Origin of the sequence: Shewanella sp. S23-S33 (assembly GCF_043359565.1) — a bacterium.
Taxonomy (GTDB): domain Bacteria; phylum Pseudomonadota; class Gammaproteobacteria; order Enterobacterales; family Shewanellaceae; genus Shewanella; species Shewanella oncorhynchi.
The window spans coordinates 1-19,686 of sequence record NZ_JBHFFD010000002.1 but is presented as its reverse complement, the minus strand read 5'-3'; the positions used below and the strand labels follow the sequence as shown (position 1 = coordinate 19,686).

19 protein-coding genes are annotated in these 19,686 nt (G+C 46.3%); 6 read left to right on the top strand and 13 right to left on the bottom strand.

Annotated elements, in window-relative coordinates:
• Nucleotides 1-16: 16 nt before the first annotated feature.
• The 3 genes from proQ to ACHA99_RS00380 all read right to left on the bottom strand — a co-directional run bounded on the left by proQ (nucleotide 17) and on the right by ACHA99_RS00380 (nucleotide 1,702).
• Nucleotides 17-646 carry an RNA chaperone ProQ gene (gene proQ / locus ACHA99_RS00390; RefSeq protein WP_028759761.1) on the bottom strand — a complete coding sequence of 210 codons (630 nt, stop codon included), beginning with the start codon at nucleotides 644-646 and terminating at the stop codon, nucleotides 17-19.
• A 280-nt stretch (nucleotides 647-926) separates the two neighbouring features.
• Complete coding sequence (locus tag ACHA99_RS00385) at nucleotides 927-1,385, bottom strand: GAF domain-containing protein (RefSeq protein WP_028759760.1); 459 nt, start codon at nucleotides 1,383-1,385, stop codon at nucleotides 927-929.
• Nucleotides 1,386-1,402: 17 nt separating this feature from the next.
• A complete protein-coding gene (locus ACHA99_RS00380; RefSeq protein WP_105252655.1) occupies nucleotides 1,403-1,702 on the bottom strand; it encodes a YebG family protein in 300 nt (99 codons plus the stop codon).
• A gap of 206 nt (nucleotides 1,703-1,908) precedes the next feature.
• Here ACHA99_RS00380 and ACHA99_RS00375 point away from each other — a divergent pair, with 206 nt between their 5' ends.
• From ACHA99_RS00375 to ACHA99_RS00365, 3 genes are read left to right on the top strand one after another with little or no spacing between them, the layout of a single operon-like run.
• Nucleotides 1,909-2,541: a paraquat-inducible protein A gene (locus tag ACHA99_RS00375; protein WP_105252656.1), complete on the top strand. Its 633-nt coding sequence runs from the start codon at nucleotides 1,909-1,911 to the stop codon at nucleotides 2,539-2,541.
• Between the two features lies 1 nt (nucleotide 2,542).
• Entirely contained in the window at nucleotides 2,543-3,160 is a 618-nt protein-coding gene (locus ACHA99_RS00370) for a paraquat-inducible protein A (protein ID WP_105252657.1), read from the top strand.
• Nucleotides 3,147-5,786, top strand: a complete 2,640-nt coding sequence (locus ACHA99_RS00365; protein WP_393940274.1) for an MlaD family protein — start codon at nucleotides 3,147-3,149, stop codon at nucleotides 5,784-5,786. The genes ACHA99_RS00370 and ACHA99_RS00365 overlap by 14 nt, the downstream gene beginning before the upstream one ends.
• A gap of 131 nt (nucleotides 5,787-5,917) precedes the next feature.
• Here the strand turns inward: ACHA99_RS00365 and ACHA99_RS00360 are convergent, their stop codons facing one another.
• Nucleotides 5,918-7,144: a nucleoside recognition domain-containing protein gene (locus ACHA99_RS00360; RefSeq protein ID WP_393940272.1), complete on the bottom strand. Its 1,227-nt coding sequence runs from the start codon at nucleotides 7,142-7,144 to the stop codon at nucleotides 5,918-5,920.
• 224 nt (nucleotides 7,145-7,368) lie between these two features.
• Here ACHA99_RS00360 and rsmF point away from each other — a divergent pair, with 224 nt between their 5' ends.
• The gene (gene rsmF / locus ACHA99_RS00355) at nucleotides 7,369-8,814 is read left to right on the top strand and encodes a 16S rRNA (cytosine(1407)-C(5))-methyltransferase RsmF (RefSeq protein ID WP_393940270.1); all 1,446 of its coding nucleotides are present in this window, start codon (nucleotides 7,369-7,371) and stop codon (nucleotides 8,812-8,814) included.
• A gap of 242 nt (nucleotides 8,815-9,056) precedes the next feature.
• Here rsmF and ACHA99_RS00350 read toward each other — a convergent pair whose 3' ends face one another.
• The 9 genes from ACHA99_RS00350 to apbC form a co-directional block, all read right to left on the bottom strand.
• On the bottom strand, nucleotides 9,057-9,845 hold the full coding sequence (locus ACHA99_RS00350; protein ID WP_131523337.1) for a TatD family hydrolase: 789 nt from the start codon (nucleotides 9,843-9,845) through the stop codon (nucleotides 9,057-9,059).
• 133 nt (nucleotides 9,846-9,978) lie between these two features.
• Nucleotides 9,979-10,305 (bottom strand): PilZ domain-containing protein, encoded by a 327-nt coding sequence (locus tag ACHA99_RS00345; protein WP_028759752.1) that lies wholly within the window; start codon nucleotides 10,303-10,305, stop codon nucleotides 9,979-9,981.
• 6 nt (nucleotides 10,306-10,311) lie between these two features.
• A complete protein-coding gene (gene holB / locus ACHA99_RS00340; RefSeq protein ID WP_393940266.1) occupies nucleotides 10,312-11,268 on the bottom strand; it encodes a DNA polymerase III subunit delta' in 957 nt (318 codons plus the stop codon).
• Nucleotides 11,262-11,888 (bottom strand): dTMP kinase, encoded by a 627-nt coding sequence (gene tmk / locus ACHA99_RS00335; RefSeq protein WP_393940264.1) that lies wholly within the window; start codon nucleotides 11,886-11,888, stop codon nucleotides 11,262-11,264. Before tmk ends, holB begins: the two co-directional genes overlap by 7 nt.
• Nucleotides 11,889-11,910: 22 nt before the next feature.
• On the bottom strand, nucleotides 11,911-12,948 hold the full coding sequence (gene mltG, locus ACHA99_RS00330) for an endolytic transglycosylase MltG (protein WP_263162745.1): 1,038 nt from the start codon (nucleotides 12,946-12,948) through the stop codon (nucleotides 11,911-11,913).
• The gene (pabC, locus tag ACHA99_RS00325; RefSeq protein WP_393940261.1) at nucleotides 12,945-13,754 is read right to left on the bottom strand and encodes an aminodeoxychorismate lyase; all 810 of its coding nucleotides are present in this window, start codon (nucleotides 13,752-13,754) and stop codon (nucleotides 12,945-12,947) included. Before pabC ends, mltG begins: the two co-directional genes overlap by 4 nt.
• A 5-nt stretch (nucleotides 13,755-13,759) precedes the next feature.
• On the bottom strand, nucleotides 13,760-14,341 hold the full coding sequence (dcd, locus tag ACHA99_RS00320) for a dCTP deaminase (protein WP_028759747.1): 582 nt from the start codon (nucleotides 14,339-14,341) through the stop codon (nucleotides 13,760-13,762).
• A 31-nt stretch (nucleotides 14,342-14,372) separates the two neighbouring features.
• Complete coding sequence (gene udk / locus ACHA99_RS00315) at nucleotides 14,373-15,011, bottom strand: uridine kinase (RefSeq protein WP_028759746.1); 639 nt, start codon at nucleotides 15,009-15,011, stop codon at nucleotides 14,373-14,375.
• An 11-nt stretch (nucleotides 15,012-15,022) separates the two neighbouring features.
• Nucleotides 15,023-16,138, bottom strand: a complete 1,116-nt coding sequence (gene apbC / locus ACHA99_RS00310; protein WP_219251599.1) for an iron-sulfur cluster carrier protein ApbC — start codon at nucleotides 16,136-16,138, stop codon at nucleotides 15,023-15,025.
• A gap of 160 nt (nucleotides 16,139-16,298) precedes the next feature.
• Here apbC and metG point away from each other — a divergent pair, with 160 nt between their 5' ends.
• Both metG and ACHA99_RS00300 read left to right on the top strand, forming a co-directional pair.
• Complete coding sequence (metG, locus tag ACHA99_RS00305) at nucleotides 16,299-18,368, top strand: methionine--tRNA ligase (RefSeq protein WP_219251600.1); 2,070 nt, start codon at nucleotides 16,299-16,301, stop codon at nucleotides 18,366-18,368.
• 271 nt (nucleotides 18,369-18,639) lie between these two features.
• The gene (locus ACHA99_RS00300; RefSeq protein WP_219251601.1) at nucleotides 18,640-19,596 is read left to right on the top strand and encodes an AEC family transporter; all 957 of its coding nucleotides are present in this window, start codon (nucleotides 18,640-18,642) and stop codon (nucleotides 19,594-19,596) included.
• Nucleotides 19,597-19,686 lie beyond the last annotated feature (90 nt).

Sequence of the window (19,686 nt, the reverse complement as noted above, 5' to 3'; positions counted from 1 at the left end):
CCGTTTTAATAAATGATTACAGCAGGATATGTTCTGCTCTAACTTTAATCGTTAGGCCACTATCAAGCTGAACATGAATATCTTCCTTGTTAATGTCAGTAATCACACCGGCTACGGGTGTCATACCTAATTTAACATTGACGCGTTGTTTTTTCGTTAAATCAGTCAATTGTGCTTGAACATAATTGACGACTGGCGCTGCAGCTTTTGGTGCAGGCTTAGCAGGACGCTCAGTTTTAGGACGCTGAGGAACGGCCACCTTTTTAGGTGCTTTCTTCGCCGCAGGCTTAGGTGCAAGTGCTGCACGTTTCGCTTTGGCCTTATCCTGACTCTCTTTCAACATGGCTTGAGCATGATCAATGTGCTCTTGCTCTAACTCGCCGCAAGGTTCGCCATCCAGGTTTACGCGTTGTGCGCCCGCTTTAACGCACTTCAAATAGCGCCAGCTGCTGGTGTAACGTCTTAAGGCAACTCTGAGCTGAGTTTTACTGACTTTAGAATCATCAGCCAACCTTTCAGCCAAATCTTGAAACAATCCGATTTTTAATGGCTTAGTTTCACCTTCAGCAATAAAGCACAAAGGAAATGTTTCATACAAATACGCCAAAATTGCATTGGTGTCGGTCAACTTTTCTGTTGATTCCATCATTACTTCCACAGTCAAAAAGGGACATCGATTCGAGGTGATATATATCAGCTTCTTACATGTCGTTTATCTTCGTTAAACTCAATATTGAGTCAACGTACAAATTAGCATCCTAGCCGCGTTTACTAAAGTTAAAAAATATACCTTAACAAATTTTGACAGCTCAAAACACTAAGCTTATTCATTGCATGCCAATCAAACCAGCTTAATGCGTGCAGGCGCATATTATAAGGCGCACGCCACCGATTGCGACTATGAATTATGCGTTATTGTACGCAAATTAATCAAATAGGCAGTTTTCAAAACTTTTAACCAGTAATTCCAGCCCCTTTTGGTCTTCTTCATCGAAACGATCGAAGATAGGACTGTCAATATCGAGCACAGCAACCACGTTACCTTGCGCACGAACTGGCACAACGATTTCAGAATTACTGGCAGAATCACAGGCAATATGACCATCAAATTGATGGACATCAGCCACTCGCTGAGTTTGATTAGTGAATGCTGCTGTACCACACACACCTTTTCCTAACGGAATGCGTGTACAAGCCACTTTACCTTGAAACGGACCTAATACTAGTTGTTCGCCACGCATGACGTAGAATCCTACCCAGTTCAGCTCAGTTAAATTATCATTGAGCAAGGCTGAAAAATTCGCCATCGCCGCAACAAGGTCGTCTTCCCCTTCCAACAAGGCCAAGGCTTGACGGTTAAGTGACTCATAAAATTTCGATTTCATTACATTTCCTAACAATTTTATTCTGCTGCTTCGGTCTTTTTTGCCGCTTTTTTCGCTGCAGGCGGATTCGTTGGCGTACTATTAACCTGAACGGCGCCTTTAAGCAAGTTCGTCAGCTCATCTTTATTGTTAGCAAAATAGAATGCGAGCTTTTCGCCCACACTTTCATCTATACCCAAATCAGCTTTTTGAATGAAGGGGATAAGGTTATCGGCGATATCGAGCATCTTATCGTAGGCATCAGCCTCCTTCTTAGATGTGAATGTCATCTTTTCAACCCCTTCTCTGACCACGACAAACTGTGTTATTACTGCCATGACTGCCCTCGCACTGTTTTTATATACAGTAACTAGAGTGACATAGATTGAACTTGTGATGCAAGTGTTCTGATTAATCTGATATTATTAGCGTACTTTCGTTGCCAAGATTATAAAGCGCTAGACGTGGCTTAACAGCTAACTAGCACGACACTTTGCACCGATCTCGCTGTTATTACTCCTATTAGGCTAATATATATTTTTATATGCATGAAAACGCAGCAGAAAATTCAGTAATCCTATGCCGCTCCTGCGATTTAGCAGTCCGCAAACGTGCCTTGCCTAGCGGCGTTAGAGCAATCTGTCCTCGTTGCAGCACTGCACTTTATGACACGCCATACTGCTCTGTGAATGGTATGTTAGCCCTATGTATTTCGGCATTAGTGTTTTATTTCCCTGCCAATTTTTTACCCGTACTCGAGATCCACTTTTTCGGTAGTATTCGTACTACTACGGTTTTCCAAGGGGCATTTGCAGTATTTGACCAAGGCTATTGGGTTGTAGGTGTCGCCGTACTTGCCGCAGCTGTGATAGGTCCAGGCTTATTACTGTTATCGATATTGACACAGATTTTAATTGTGAAATGGGGATTGAGTAGCCTTTTTTGGCGTAACTCATTGAAGCAGTTGTTAAAATTTCATGGCGTCTTATCGCAACTCACTATGCTGGAAATTTATGTGATCAGCTTCTTAGTTTCATCATTTCAGCTATCTGATTTTTCGGACATTTATTTTGGTATGGGCACATTTTGCTTCACTATGCTGTTTCTCGTGACCTTGTTTCTACAAAGAGAATACGACTTAGAACATATGTGGACGTTATTGGAAGGTCATAGCTGATATGAAACAACAAGGTAAAGATATCGGCCTATGTCTCTGTAAAGTGTGTCGCCAACTCAACAGCAGTGAACTCACGCACTGTCAGCGCTGTGAAACTGAGTTGCACGTCAGGGACTATTCCAGCCTGCAAAAAAGTTGGGCTTTGTTGATTACCGCTGCCATCTTGCTGGTGCCAGCCAACATTTACCCTATTACTATGCTGACCAATCAAGGGCAAGTGCGGCACGACACCATTTTTTCAGGCATTTTGCATTTAGTGCATTCAGATATGCTGCCTATTGCCATCATAGTGTTTACCGCCAGTATTTTAGTACCATGGATTAAAATCATCGGCTTATCCATTTATCTGTGTGCGATAAGCTTTGATATCCCGATTTCAAAAAAGAAATTGATGGTGGGTTTTCACATCATCGAATGGATTGGCCGCTGGTCAATGCTCGATTTATTTGTCATCTCAATCACAGTGGCATTAGTGAACATGGGACAATTACTCGACGCGAAACCCGCGCCTGCGGCTACCGCATTTGCCTTGGTGATTCTGTTAACTCAGTTAGCCGCAAAAGTTTTAGACACTCGTTTACTCTGGGATCGATTGGAACCTCAAGATGACACAAATTGAATCGCCGAAAGTTGTAAAGAAAAAACTCTTTTCGCCCATTTGGCTGCTTCCTATTGTCGCGTTGGCATTAGGTGCTTGGCTGGGCATTAAGAGCATTAAAGAATCGGGGGTTGAAATTCAAATTCACTTTCCGAGCGCCACTGGGATTGATGTGGGTAAAACCTTAGTCAAATACCAAGGTTTGACTGTCGGTAAAGTTAAAGACATTGGCATAGATGAAGATCTCAAAGGTGTGAACGTCAAGGTCATGATGGACTACCGCGCTAAGCCTTTCTTGAATAAAGAAACCCTCTTCTGGCTTGTCACACCTAAAGCAAGTATTACAGGTGTTGAAGGCTTAGATGCGCTGTTTTCGGGTAACTATATTGCTATCCAACCAGGGAAAGGTAATGCCTCGACCTTTTTTGAAGCAGAACGCCAACCGCCGCCGATGCAAATCGGCTCAGAAGGTGTGATGGTCGAATTGACCTCCGATAAACTCGGTTCGCTCGATGTTGGCTCGCCAATATTTTTCCGCCAAATCCCCGTGGGTAGCGTGGTCAGCTATCGTTTAGATGGCAATCAAAGAGTCATTATCAGCGCTTTCATTCAAGAGCAATATGCGCGGTTAGTGAAGAAAAATTCTCACTTTTGGAATGTTTCTGGCGTCAAAATTGATGCTTCACTAACTGGAGTTAAAGTCAGTTCAGAGAGTTTGGCATCCATTCTGGCTGGCGGCGTGAGTTTCAGCTCTGACGATAAAGCAGACATAGCTAAAAACGGTGACGTTTTTTCGCTTTATGATTCAGAAACCACTGCCCTTGGCGGCATAGAAATAAACCTAACCATGGCTGACGCTAACGGTATCGACAAAGGTACCCGCATCGTTTATCGCGGCATGAACATTGGCAGTATTTTAAGTAAACAACTCACGTCCAGTGGTGTTACAGCCGTGGCTAAGTTTGAACCTCAATACGGTTCACTGTTAACTAACGACGGGGTGTTTTGGCTTGAAGGTGCTGATATTTCCCTCTCAGGCATTAAGAATCCAGAACGCTTACTGACAGGTAGCGTGATCAACTTCCTGCCAGGCATCAACACCAAAAGCGCGGTACCAAGCAGCTTTGCCTTACAAGCCAAAGCGCCTGATTTACTGCAAACGAAGAAGCGTTTCTTGACCTTAACCTCAGCCGAAAACATGGGCATTTCAGCGGGCGCTCAAGTTCGCTTCAAGCAAATCCCCATTGGTTCCGTGCTTGCAGTTAAGTTAACCAAAGATTTATCGGCGGTGGAATACCAACTCGAGCTACAACCTGAGTTTGCCAGTCTAATACGCAGCAACAGCTATTTTGTGCCTGAGTCAGCATTAACGGTAAACGCATCGTTAGACGGTGTCTCAGTCAAAGCAAGGGATTTTACAACGCTCACTCAAGGTGCAGTTAGCTTGATCCAAGGTCACAGCGACACACCTTTAGCTGCTAACAGCGCTCTGACCCTCTTTAGCTCTGTGGATGCCGCGACAGCTTTTTATGATCGTCAGCAGCAAGTGCATTTAACGTTAATCAGTCAAGATGGCGCCGATGTCAGCCAAGGCTCACCGATTTATTATAAAAAAATGCAAATTGGCACAGTTGACTCAGTGAACTGGCAAAGCAAAACCGAAGACTTTGCTATCAAGCTCGCTATCGACAAACAGTTTCAACCCTTGCTGAAAAAGCCAAAAGTATTCTGGCGTAACAGCGCCGTGGATATCAGTGCCAGTCTTGCCGGTATTGATGTCGCCGTTGCCCCGCTACAAGGGGCATTAAAGGGCAGCATCAGTCTGGGACTGCTTGATAGCAATGACAAAGTGAGCAATACAATCCCGTTAAAACTCTATGAGAGCAAGCAGCTGGCATTAAGTCAGGCGCAGGCGATTCGCCTCATATTACCCGCCTCCAGTAAGCATACGGCCAAGGCCGCGATTCGCTATCAAGGTCATCAAGTGGGTGAAGTGTCGCAGGTAAAGCTCAATGCGGATCTTAATACACTCACAGCTAGCGCATATCTCTACGGGGAATATGCCGAACATTTCAGCCGCAGTGACTGTGAATATCATTTAGTGGATGCACAAATTTCTCTGGCGGGGATCAAAGCGCCAGAAACGCTGATCACAGGTCCTTACATAGGAGTCTTACCGGGTAAGAGCAGTCGAAAAGCGACCCAGTTTGTTGCCAACCTCGCCGCTAGCAGTTATGCCAACGTTGCCGAAGATGCGCTGAAATTCATTCTAGAAGATACTAGCCTAGGCTCAATGAAAGTCGGCACACCTATCTTCTTCCGAGGGATTAAAGTCGGTCAAATCGACAGTTATAGCCTATCGACACAGGGGAATAGTGTATTGATGCAGGCCCATATCGAGGCACAGTACAGTCACTTAGTGAATCAAAGCAGTCAGTTCTGGGATGCCTCAGGGATTAAAGTCGATGTCGGCCTCTTTTCAGGTGCCCAAATCGAAGCGGGCTCGCTGGAAACCTTACTCGCTGGCGGCATCAATGTGGCGACTAAGGACACGACTCAAGGGGATAATCGTTTAGCAGCAGGAACAGTATTAAGATTGCAACACAAAGCCGAAAACGAATGGCAGCAATGGGCACCAGCCCAGTAATTATTTTCATCAAAATACTTACACCAACGCACTAATATTAAAGCTCTTACAAATAAATCAGGCGCATAATGCGCCTGATTTATTTTTAGCTTCTCGCAATGTTATTGACACATTCTAGGTCGCGAGCCCACTTATCCATAAAACCAATAACAAACAGCAATCGCGACGCTGATCCCCGCAAAGTCCGCAGTTAAACCGCAAGCCAAGGCGTGGCGTCCATGGCGAATACCCACAGATCCAAAATACACGGCGAGTACGTAGAAGGTTGTTTCAGTGCTACCCTGAAAAATCGCCGCTAATCGGCCCGCAAAAGAATCGACGCCGTGATGATCCATTGTCTCGAGCATCATGGCTCTAGCACCTGAGCCGCTAAAAGGTTTCATCAGCGCGGTCGGCATAGCATCGACAAAACGCGTATCGAAACCCAATATCCGCACACCAGTGGCAATCAACTGCAACAGATAATCCAAGGCGCCGGATGCACGCAGTAAACCAATCGCTAATAACATAGCAAGCAAATAAGGGATCAACTGGATAGATTGAGCAAAACCCGCCTTCGCCCCTTCAATAAACTCATCATAAACCGCCACCTTGCGAATGCCCGCAACAATCACGAAGGTAAATACCAATAACAGCAAAATACCATTGCCCATTGCCGTCGACACAGTGCCAATGGCCTCAGCACTTAAGGTCATCAGATAAAAACCACTCGCCACTAACCCTGAGAGCATCAAGGCGCCATAACCGAGCACCACTGAGTTTAATAATGAAATCCGCTGCACTAACGCCACAACCAGCAAACCCGCCAATGTCGATGCAGAAGTGGCCAGTAAAATCGGTAAGAAAATATCTGCAGGCGCAGCGGCACCTTGCTGGGTACGATAAAGGAATACCGTCACAGGCACTAAGGTCACAGAGGAAGTATTGAGTACTAAAAATAAGATTTGCGCATTGGTCGCCACGGTTTTTAGCGGATTTAAACTCTGCAAATCATGCATCGCCTTTAAACCAAGTGGTGTGGCGGCATTATCTAACCCAAAGATATTCGCTGTTAAATTCATCGTGATACTGCCAAAGGCCGGATGCCCCTTGGGCACTTCAGGCATCAAACGGCGCAGTAATGGCTCAAACACAAAGGCAATAGCGCCGACAACGCCAGCCTTTTCTCCTACCTGCATCAATCCCATCCACAGGGAAAGCACGCCAATCAGCCCAAGGGAAATTTCAGCAGCAAGCTTAGCACTCGCAAATAATGCCGCGACCGAAGCCGATAGGACTTCTATGTGCCCATTGAACAGTTGCACTGCTATTGCAAGCAATGCTGTGATAAAAAAAGCCAACCACACGCGATTCAGCACGCTAATCCCCTTATTTTTATTTGTTTTTATTCTATTAGCTCATGGCTACTGAGTGCTAGCTTTATGGCGACTCATTCCAATATCGCTCAAATCGTCAAAGCATAAACATTAAATCACAATAGCAGCCTTGGCTGCTCGGGAGAAAAGCTCAGACCCAATAAGGGATTATGATATACTCGCGCCAGTTGATACACAGTCTATTTTCCTATGGTTCAATGAAATCAATGGTCCAATTAAATCAAAATTTTATCGATACAATCACCCAAGAACTCCCCGCCCATTTATCCATGGTCGAGTTTATTGCCGCCTGCGACAGGCCGCTTAGACGTTCAATTCGGGTCAATACCTTAAAAATCAGCAGTGACGACTTTAAGACCTTGATGCAACCTAAGGGCTGGACGTTCGATCCTATTCCTTGGTGTGAAGACGGATTTTGGATCAGTTACGACGAAGAAGAACAGCTCGGCAATGCCTTAGAGCACATTCAGGGCCTATTCTACATTCAAGAAGCCAGCTCTATGTTGCCGCCGACCGCACTTTTTACACCGAATGCACATTGGCAGTGCGTACTCGATCTCGCCTCCGCACCGGGTTCAAAAACCACGCAAATGGCTGCATTAATGCAAAACCGAGGCTTATTGGTGGCTAATGAGTATTCGGCGAGCCGCGTGAAAGTATTGCACGCCAATGTGCTGCGCATGGGGGCGAGCCACTGCGCCCTCACCCATTTCGATGGCCGTGTATTTGGCGAATACCTGTACGAAAGTTTTGATGCCGTGCTTATCGATGCGCCCTGTGGCGGTGAAGGCACAGTGCGTAAAGACGCCGATGCGCTAAAACACTGGAGCCTAGACGATGTGCTGGCGATTAGCGAAACCCAAAAAGCCTTAATCGAATCGGCGTTTCTCGCCCTGAAACCCGGTGGCAGTTTGGTCTACTCAACCTGCACCTTAAACCGCCTCGAAAACCAAGGCGTGTGCGAGTATTTAAAACAAGTCTACGGCGATGCGGTGCAATTTGAATCCTTAAGCGATTTATTTGATGGTGCAGATCGAGCTACAACGCCCGAAGGCTTCTTACATGTCTGGCCACAGATTTACGACAGTGAAGGTTTCTTTGTCGCTAAATTGACAAAAACCGCCTCAGTGCCGCGTTTACAACCAGAGCCTACACTACAGAAAAACTTTCCCTTCACGCCCGCATCAGCGAAACAAGCCCAAGGGATCAAAGACTATTTCCAGCAGGATTTAGGCATCAGCTTACCGGACGAACTCATCATGGTTCGCGATGATGAATTCTGGCTATTTCCGCATGAATTCAACGCTTTTATCGGCCGTATGCGCTTTCAGCGTATTGGAATTAAACTCGCCGATAACAGTAAACACGGCTTTAAAGTCCGCCATGAAGCGATTATTGCATTAGCAGGAAAACAACTCAGCCCAACCGCAAAAACGGTCGATGTGAGCGATGTTGAAGCGAAAGAGTATTTGATGGGGCGAGATATTGCCCTAAACACCGCAGTGAAAGCTCAAGGTGAAGTGATCGTCTGTTATGGCGGTGCACCATTAGGCATGGCGAAACATTTAGGCAATAAGTTAAAAAACAACCTACCCAGAGACTTAGTGAAAGATAAAGTGTTACTACTACCAGAACAGACGAAATCGTTATAATTTCGCTGTTTTTTAGCGATAAATAACCTAAAAAAGGGGGAAAGTGAGCGCGACTATAAGACAAAAGCTCGACTACACTGAGTCTATTGTAAAGCGCACTGCATGGCGCTTTCACCTGTAGCGCACGGCTCTTCAATGAGCCATTCCCCTAGGCCCAAACAGCTTTAATCGTTTTGGGCCTTTTTTTATGCCTGTACGCTAACAATCACGTAATCGCATAACGTGGGTCAAAGCACTTGCTGCTAACGGCCAACTAAACGCGCTGCATCTTTGAATAAATTAAAGAAGTTATTGCTGGTGTATTCAGCAAGATCTTCATAACGCTCACCTCTAAGCTCTGCCACAAACTCAGCCACATCGCGCACATAGGCTGGCTGATTTTCTTGTCCACGGTGTGGGATCGGCGCCAAATAGGGCGAGTCCGTTTCAACCAACAGGCGATCCTGAGGCACTTTGCGGATAACGGTTCGTAGATCACCCGCATTTTTAAAAGTGACTATGCCAGAAACCGAAATATAAAAGCCAAGATCAATCGCCGCTTTCGCCATCTCCCAGTTCTCGGTAAAGCAATGCAGCACGCCGCCAACGTTATCCGCGTTGCCCTGCTTAAGCATATTGATCGTATCTTCACGTGCATCACGGGTATGGACAATCAAAGGCTTATTCACTTCTACCGCAAGGGCAATCTGCTGCTCAAAACATTGCTGTTGCAACAGCTTAGTGTCGTCTGCATAAAAATAATCTAACCCCGTTTCACCAATCGCGACCACTTTAGGATCGGTGGCAAAGCGGCGGATTTGCTCAACATCGAGGCCTTCTTTAACGTCTAATGGATGCACACCCGATGACAAAAATACCTGTTCGAAGGCTGCAACTTTATCTCGCATCGATTCAAATCCTTGCTGGCGTACATTCACGCACAACATATAGTCCACGCCACGGGCTTTAGCATTAGCAAGAATCTGTTCTAAGGTTTGTTGATCAGGCGCCGCTTTGAGGCGATCGAGATGGCAGTGTGAATCAATAAGCACAAGGATTTCCAAGCAGAGTAACAAAGGACGACAAGGATACCCAGCCAAGAGATCGAGGTCAAATTCAACAGAAGTAAATAGCCAGTTTAAACAGTGAGCAAACGTTTAAACCAGAGCAATAATGCGGGCCAACTTACATAGTGCAGGTTAGATCGCCAGAAGCGAGTTCGCGGGACAGTAACTTTTCGATATGGTGTTTATGGCTATCTGGCTCAGAAATAATTTTAATGCCAATCCCCACAGGGCGGCCACCCGACGCTCCTAAGGGATTAATCCACACCACAACACCACGAAATTCATTAGTGAGAGTTGCGCCGGGTAAACGATACGCAATCGTCAGCGGTTGGCCAAGATAATGACTTTCACTGGTCGCAATAAATAATCCTGCCGGCTTAATAAAAGGCATATAGGCACGATATAACTGATGTAAGGTATCAAAATTAACGACGAGATCTACCATGGCATATTACTTATTTGTTATCTCTCTATATTCTAAGACATAACTTTGACACAGGGCCAGATAATTGACGCTCGGCATTGTGCTTAAGCTATGACACATTCCCATGATCTTAGCCGCCAAATTCCCGAGCTGCGCATGAACAAACGCATCTTGATGGCTATTTTTCAGTAAAACCTGTCGTATAAGTAGGTACAAAACCTTAAGAACATCAATTATTTGTTGTTCACTTATTATTAACAAACTAGCACACAGATGACCAGACGACAAACTTTGTGCCCAATCTTTGCGAAATTGTAGCAAAGATTGATACCGACTCTGTTGGCTACCCTCAGACCGCAAGCTCTCAGCCAACTTTAACGGCCCACCCACCACACTCAAACACCAAGTTACATCCTCTTGAATACCACATCGCTGGGCAAGCCAGTTTTTGATGACCTCTCGACTCGGAACGACAAAAGGAATGCGTTGACAACGACTGCTAACCGTCGCCATCAAACGTGCAGGCGTATCCGACTGCAAAATCAGTAAGGTGTCTTTACCAGGCTCCTCAAGGGTTTTAAGGAGTGCGTTCGCGGCAGCGGAGTTAAGACGCTCGCTGTGGTGGATAATCGCTACACGTCTGCCACTTTGCTGTGCGGTGGCTGTCAGACGCGTACACAGCTCACGAATTTGATCGACTTTAATTTGATTGCCATCGGCGGCGATATGATAAAAATCAGGATGATTGCCCGCATCATAGAGCTGACAAGACTTACAAAAACCGCACGCTCCCACAGGCGTTGGCTGCAAACACATAGCCGCGCGCGCCATAAACACACTCAGCAACTCACCGCCATAGGCTGAATCAATGCCCACGAGTTGTGCGTGAGGTATTTTTTGACGCGCTAATTGAGCTAAAAATGCCTGCCTTGGCCCTTCGAGCCAAGGTAATTGCTCAGCCGTAAATCCGGACTCGGCTACCATACCATCGCCTGAAGCACGGCTAAGATATCTTTGTGCACTTCGGCCATAGTTTGGCTCGCGTCTATAACCACAATACTGTCGTCTTCGCTGGCAAGTTTGAGATATGTAGCGCGTGCTCGCTCAAAGAAATCAATCGCTTGTTGCTCAATTCTATCAAGCTCACCACGTTTAGCGGCGCGGGTAAGCCCAAGCTTAGGATCTAAATCTAAGTACAAAGTAAGATCGGGTTTAAATCCCTTTAGTGTTGCAGTGCTCACCGCTTCCACTAACGACATTAACCCTCGTCCACCACCTTGATAAGCTAATGACGATAGATTGTGTCTATCACCCAATACCCATTGCCCTTGCGCAAGCGCGGGCTTTATGACATTGGCGACTAACTGAGCTCTGGCAGCATAAATGAGTAAACACTCGGCCTCATCACACAGGGGATCGTTCGCATCGGCAATCTTAACTAAATCACGGATACGTTCGGCCAACGGTGTACCGCCCGGTTCGCGGGTGCAAATCGGCGCTTTACCCGTATGTTTTTCAATAAAGTCGCGAATAAGGTTAATCGCACTCGACTTACCTGCGCCTTCTAAACCTTCAATAACGATAAATTTTGCAAAAACTGACATTGGATTTTCTTTCTCTGCATTTTTACTTTGGTGATTTTTCTGGCGTCGCTGGTTTTATCTTACGCTGATAGACGTCTACGGCGTGATTGTGTTCTTCAAGCGTGGTTGAAAACACATGGGTGCCATCGTTGCGCGATACAAAATAAAGGTAACTCACACTGGCGGGCTTAGACACGGCCATCAATGAGGCTTTACTCGGTGCAGCTATCGGCGTCGGCGGCAATCCAAAGATGCGATAAGTATTAAAAGGCGTCTCTTCGACTAAATCTTTGCGGGTGATATTGCCCTTATAGCGATCGCCCATACCGTAAATAACGGTCGGATCGGTTTGCAGACGCATACCTAGATTAAGACGATTAACAAATACACCGGCGATTTGCTCACGCTCATGGGCTTGGCCGGTTTCCTTTTCAACTATCGATGCCAAAATCAGCATTTCATAGGGCGATTTTAACGGCAAATTTGGCGCCCGTTCTGCCCACGCTTTGGCAAGCTCCTGCTCCATCATTTTATAGCTTTGAGTCAGCATGACTTTAGCATCCGCCTCGGCGGTATAATGATAAGTGTCGGGGAAGAATTTTCCCTCAGGCAAACCAGAATCATCGCCTTGTGTCATCAATACCGCAGCAAATGCTTCTGGTGACATTTGTAAATGCGGAGCACTGGTAAGCTGTTGTTCCCATTCCACAATAGTTTTACCTTCAACTAAGGTCAAACTGAAGGTTTTTACTTTCCCAGCGATCAAATCATTGAGTAAATCAGTAATCGTTTGTGAAGGTGATATTTCATAAAGTCCCGTGCGAATTTTGGCAAGCTCAGGACGGAACTTAAGTAGCCACTTGAGTTTCCACGTATCTTGAATAACGCCGTCATCGGCAAGTTGCTGCGCCAGTTGATTTACACTGGTGCCGCGTTCAACCTTCAACTCTTTAGGCTCGCTGAGACTCAGCGGCGTTTGACTGTATTCGACAACCGTTTGATAGCCCCAAAAGGCACCCAAACAGACTAAGGTTAGCAAGGTCAACAGGGTTGAACTGGCGATAATAATGATTTTTTTCATAGAGTGAGTGAAAGTGTCTGTCTAAATTGCGCGGTAATCGGAGCACGGGTGAACTTGAGCGAGTCTATCGCCAGTACATCCACAATCCCTAAAACGCTGTTAGTGATAAACGCTGAGTCAAATTCGATTAAACGCTCGGCGCCAACGGGCAAACATTCGATATTCATGTTCTGTTCAAGCAAGGCCAACATTATCTGTTCGCGCATCACACCCGCCACGCCACACAGGGCTAATGAAGGCGTGATAATGCGATTATCTTTGATAAAAAACACATTCGCCATCGAAGATTCAATCACATTCTCCTCGATATCTTTGACTAACCAGTCATCAAATCCCTGCGGTAAAGAGTGTGATTTAATCAAAACTTGTTCGAGTCGATTTAAATGCTTCATCCCTGCCAACAGAGGCTGCAAACCCAATCGTACCGACGAAGTTTTAAGGCTAATACCCTGTTGCTGCCACTGAGCATAATGGCCGGGGATAGTATGAACTGAGACGATTTCGGTAGGATTAACCATTTCTGGCGGTGTATAGCCACGGCCACCAGCACCACGGGAAACGATTAACTTAATGCAATGATGAGGATATTCAATGGCTAAGGTATTCAGTTGCTGTTGCAATGCTTCACTCATTTGCCATTGAAATCCAAGCCTTGCGGCGCCTGTGGTTAAACGGGCTTGGTGGGCTTCAAAAAACATAATCCCCTCAGCGTCCGTTCGCATCGTTGCAAACAGACCATCACCGTAGGCAAGCCCTCGATCGGAAGGGTCGACACTTGCCTGCGATGCGCCATTCACCCAGAACACGCGTATTAGTCCTGACTGATACGGCTAGCCACCGCTTCTTGCTGATCTTTGTACTTGGCACTCTTACGAGTGTTATAAGGACGTGCAACCGCATGATTTAAGCGTTCAAAGTTAAGCGCACCTATAGTCATGCGTGGACGCAAAGCTAAAGGTAACTTGCCGCTGTTATAAAACTCGAGCACAATTTTACCTTGCCAACCCGGATCGATACGGTGCGCCGTTACGTGTACCATCAGGCCTAAACGCGCTAGAGACGAACGGCCATCAAGCCAACCGACGATATCAGCAGGTAAAGTTACGCTCTCGTAAGTCACAGCCAAAGCCAATTCGCCAGGATGCAAGAAAAATGCTTCGCCATCGGGGATTTCGATAATCTCACTCATCACCCGATCGAGCGCCGCTTGCATCTCAGCACTTGGACCACTCAAGTCGATAAAAGGCGCGGTATGATCTTTAAAGACGCGAAACTGTCCACCTAAGCGCACATCAACACTGACGCCTGAAATAGCTTCTATGCCTGGGCGAGGTTCTATTACGATAGTGCCGTTATCAAGGGCCTGTTCAATTTCGATATCGGTTAAGCGCATCTTGCCTATTACTCCTTGAGTTTTTATGTCGTTATTTTGCCAGTAAATGTTGGATACGAGTCTTTAAAATATCGGTCGCAATACGATTTTTGCCGCCACGGGGAACGATAATATCGGCGTATTGTTTCGAGGGTTCGATAAACTGTAAGAACATAGGACGCACGGTTTTCTTGTACTGTGAAATCACAGACTCCATAGTACGGCCCCGCTCGGCCACATCACGAGTTAAGCGACGTAGGAAACAAATGTCCAGCGGCGTGTCCATAAACACACTCGCGTCCATCAGGGCACGTAACTTAGGATCGGTCAGCAATAAGATACCTTCTAAAATGATCACTTTTTTCGGTGTCATCTTTAAGGTTTCTGCAGTGCGTGTATGTTCTGTATAGCTATAACAAGGGATATCAACAGCTTCGCCAGACTTGAGCAACTGTAAATGCGTGCACAGCAGTTGATGGTCCAGCGCTTTTGGATGATCGTAATTCGTTAATACCCGTTCATCCATGGATAAATGACTCTGATCGCGATAGTACGCGTCTTCATTAATTACCCCAATTTGATCTGTGCCTAAATCGCGGCGCAATTCGTCAAAAATCGTTTTGGCAATTAAACTTTTGCCCGATGCTGACGCGCCAGCAATTGCAATAATGACACACTGCTGAGAATTCATACCCTTAAACCTTACTCGTCATCTGAAACACTAATAGAAACTGTTTTCTGGCTTTGTTTTAAAGCCAATTCTGCGCCCACTTTACGGGCAATTTCCCGATAAAGAGCTGCGACTTCACTGTCAGGATCGGCAACGACGGTCGGCGCACCATTATCCATGGCTTCACGGATATTGATGTGCAGCGGCAAAGCGCCTAACAGTGGAACTTGATAGCGTTCAGCAATTTTACTGCCGCCGTGTGTTCCAAATGGATGTTCTTTATGACCACACTCAGGACATAAATGGAAACTCATGTTCTCGACAATACCCAGCACAGGAATGTTCACTTTCTGGAACATATTGATGCCCTTCTTGGCATCGGCCAGCGCGATATCCTGCGGTGTAGTCACGATAACAGCGCCGCTCACAGGGACTTTTTGCGATAACGTGAGCTGAATATCCCCTGTGCCTGGTGGCATATCAACGACTAAATAATCCAGTTCTGGCCATTGGGTTTCATTCAGTAACTGGGCCAACGCGCCCGCAGCCATTGGGCCACGCCACACGGCAGCTTCATCACCACTGAGCATAAAACCAATCGACTGCGCGGCAATACCATGGGCACTGGCGGCTGTCATATGTTTGCCATCGGGGGAAAGCGGTCTGAAATTAGGAATACCTAACATCATAGGCACTGACGGGCCGTAAATATCCGCATCGAGAATACCCACCTGCGCACCTTCAGCCGCTAATGCCAAGGCTAAGTTCACCGCTGTGGTTGACTTACCCACGCCGCCCTTACCTGAGGCTACGGCAATCACTTGCTTCACATTGGCAATCGGCGCAATAGAAGATAACGCTGAGTAGGCTTTAGGTTGAAAATCGATTTCACACTCGACTTCATCAATAGCATCGAGCACCGCTAACTTATTCGTCAGCGCCATGACAGTGTCGCGATACTGAGTCATACAAGGGTATGGATAGACTAAGCCAAGCTGCAAACGCTTACCTTCCAATGCCAGCTTATTTACGCATCCTGCGCTCACTAACCCTTTCGCGAGATACGGGTCAACAAATGAATCGAGAATAGCCAGAACTGGCTCGAGAAGATCGTCATTCAGACGATAATCAGTTTGAGTTGAAGACAAAAGAATTACCCCCACCAATAAATTTGCCCAAGTGTACCAGATAATGCAGAAAACATTAGCGCAGATTTAGCTCAATTGGCTCAGGTTTTGATGAAAATCATCCTGTAATCGGTTAGTATCTCTACCAATATTTTTGGCCCACCACGATATTTGAGACAAGATGGCAACTTCACAACGTAAAATTCTCGTGACCAGCGCACTTCCCTATGCAAACGGACCGATACATTTAGGTCACATGCTGGAATACATACAGACAGATATCTGGTCGCGTTATCAAAAGCTTCGTGGACATGAGTGCCACTATATTTGTGCCGATGACGCCCATGGCACGCCAATCATGCTTAAAGCACAGCAATTAGGCATAGCGCCAGAAGACATGATTGCCCAAGTGAACAAAGAACATCAGCAGGATTTTGCCGATTTCAATATCGCCTTCGATAACTATCACAGCACCCACAGCGATGAAAACCGCGTACTGGCGAGTGATATTTATCTCAAGCTACGTGCGAATGGCTATATCAAGAGCAAGAGTATTTCTCAGCTGTTCGATCCTGAGAAATCCATGTTCTTGCCAGACCGCTTCGTAAAAGGCACTTGTCCTAAGTGTAAGTCACCGGATCAATACGGCGATAACTGTGATGCCTGCGGCGCGACTTACAGCCCAACTGAGCTCATCAATCCAAAATCAGCAGTATCGGGTGCGACACCAGTGATGAAAGACACTGAGCACTTTTTCTTCGACCTGCCCGCCTTCGAAGGCATGCTAAAAGAGTGGACTCGCTCTGGTGCCCTGCAAGTCGAAATGGCCAATAAACTCGACGAATGGTTCGAGCAAGGATTGCAGCAATGGGATATCACCCGTGATGCACCGTATTTTGGTTTCGAAATTCCCGATGCGCCAGGCAAGTATTTCTACGTTTGGCTCGATGCGCCTATCGGTTATATGGGTTCGTTCAAAAACCTCTGTGACAAACGCCCTGAGCTGAGCTTTGAGGAATTCTGGGGCAAAGATTCAACCGCCGAGGTTTATCACTTCATCGGTAAAGACATAGTCTACTTCCACAGTCTGTTTTGGCCAGCCATGTTACACGGCTCAGGTTACCGCCAGCCAAACAGCGTCTATGCCCACGGCTATGTGACGGTCAACGGCGCTAAGATGTCAAAATCCAAAGGCACTTTCATCAAGGCGCGAACTTATTTAGAGCATTTAGATCCTGAATATTTACGTTACTACTACGCCGCCAAACTCAGCAGCCGTATCGACGATTTAGATTTAAATCTCGAAGATTTCGCCCAGCGCGTGAATTCAGACTTAGTCGGTAAGCTAGTGAACTTAGCCTCACGCACCGCAGGTTTTATCACTAAACGTTTCGATGGCAAGCTAGCGAAAATTAACGACACCACCCTGACTGAAGCGTTTCTAGCCAAGCAAGAGGTGATTGCCGAATTTTACGAAGGCCGCGAATACGGCAAAGCAATGCGCGAAATCATGGCACTGGCGGATATTGCTAACGGTTTTGTAGCCGATGCTGCACCTTGGCAAATGGTGAAACACGATGATCAACAGGAAGCGGCCCATCAAGTGTGTTCAAATGCCTTGAATCTGTTCCGTATTCTCGTGACGTATCTCAAACCTGTATTGCCACGTTTAGCCCAAGATGTGGAAGCCTTTTTCCAACTACCGCTCACTTGGAATGCATTGAACCAAGATTTAGCGGGTCATGAAATCGCGCCATTCAAAGCCATGATGCAACGTGTTGAGCTGGATAAAGTCAATGCTATGGTTGCCGATTCCAAGGATAACCTGCAAGTCACGGCCGACGCACCAAAGACGGCTGCGCCTGAAAAGACGGTTGAATCATCTAATGTCAGCAGTGAGCCTCTGGTTAACGATCCTATTAGTGAAACCATCAACTTTGATGATTTTGCTAAAATAGACCTGCGTATCGCTCGTATCGTGAAAGCCGAGCATGTTGCTGACGCTGACAAGTTACTGAAGTTACAACTCGACATCGGTGGCGAAACGCGCCAAGTGTTTGCTGGGATCAAATCGGCCTATTCGCCAGAAGACCTTGAAGGCAAACTAACTGTGATGGTGGCTAACTTAGCACCACGTAAGATGCGTTTTGGCATGTCAGAAGGCATGGTTTTGGCCGCTGGCCCTGGTGGCAGCGACCTGTGGATTTTAGAACCCCATGAAGGCGCACAGCCTGGCATGCGGGTTAAGTAATCTGCGCTAGATAACGCTCGAAAAATCAATAAGGCCGCATTTTATGTGGCCTTATTTGTTGATATCGATTGTTTGAGCCGATTCGTGGCCGCAAGTGTCACTCAGTCTTTTAAAAGACTGAGTTTAAGCCATTTAATTTTAGCTGAGTGGTTTAAGAGACCGAGTTAAAACTCGTATTTCTATCGACAAGATATTCACGGCAATGTGACATTCATATCAGTAACAAGTCTAAAATCGACGCAGTGCTAAATGAATAATTCGAGGAGTTGTTATGGGAAATATCGTTGAGCAGTTGCTGTTTTCGGCCTCGATTACGGGTCCAATCTGTTTGATGTTGGCACTCGGTGTGATCCTAAAACGCACCCAAATCATCAATGAAAACTTTATTGATGTTGCATCAAAATTAGTCTTTAACGTGACGCTGCCAGCCTTGTTGTTCCTTAGCATTATTAGCTCCAATCACGATCTCGCCTCCAGTGCGCCCTTGATTGGCTATGGTTTAGTGGCCAATTTCCTGTTTTTTATACTCTCCACCTATGCAACTGGGCGGCTATTTCCCAAGCACAAAGACCAAGGTGTGATCATTCAAGGGGGATTTAGAGCCAATACCGCCATTATCGGCTTAGCTTACGTTTCCAACGCCTATGGGAGTTCTGGTGTTGCCTTAGCCGCGGTCTATGTTGCCTCGATGACGCTGCTGTATAACATTCAAGCGGTTATTTGCCTAAGCCCTAAAGGCGAAGAATCCAGCCAACATGCATTTGGCGTGATCATCAAGACCATCACCAAAAACCCGTTGATCATTGCCATTATGGTTGGCATCTTGTTCTACTTGCTCTCCATTCCGCTACCGAAAATGGTGCTCGATGCGGGACAATACTTCGCCAATATGACCCTGCCATTAGCGCTACTGTGTACCGGCGGTTCGCTCGATGTTGGTTCACTCAAACATGAAAAGCATACAACTTGGTTCTCGACCGCATTGAAACTGATCTTTGCCCCGCTTTTTATCACTATTGGGGCCTTGCTGTTGGGTTATCGAGGGATTGAGTTAGCACTGGTTTTTTTAATGAGTTCTGCACCCACCGCAGCCGCAAGCTATGTGATGGCGCGCGCCATGGGTGGCAATGCGCCCCTTGCAGCCAATATTATTGCGCTAACCACAGTCTGCTCGCTGATCACGTGCACCTTAGGCATCTTTGTATTGTCCACTTTGGAGCTGATCTAGCAGTAGCTACGAGCTGATTACACAAACGCTAGAGAAAGGGATTTGAGTGACTATAAGTAATAATAAACCACAATAAAAAAGAGAGCATTT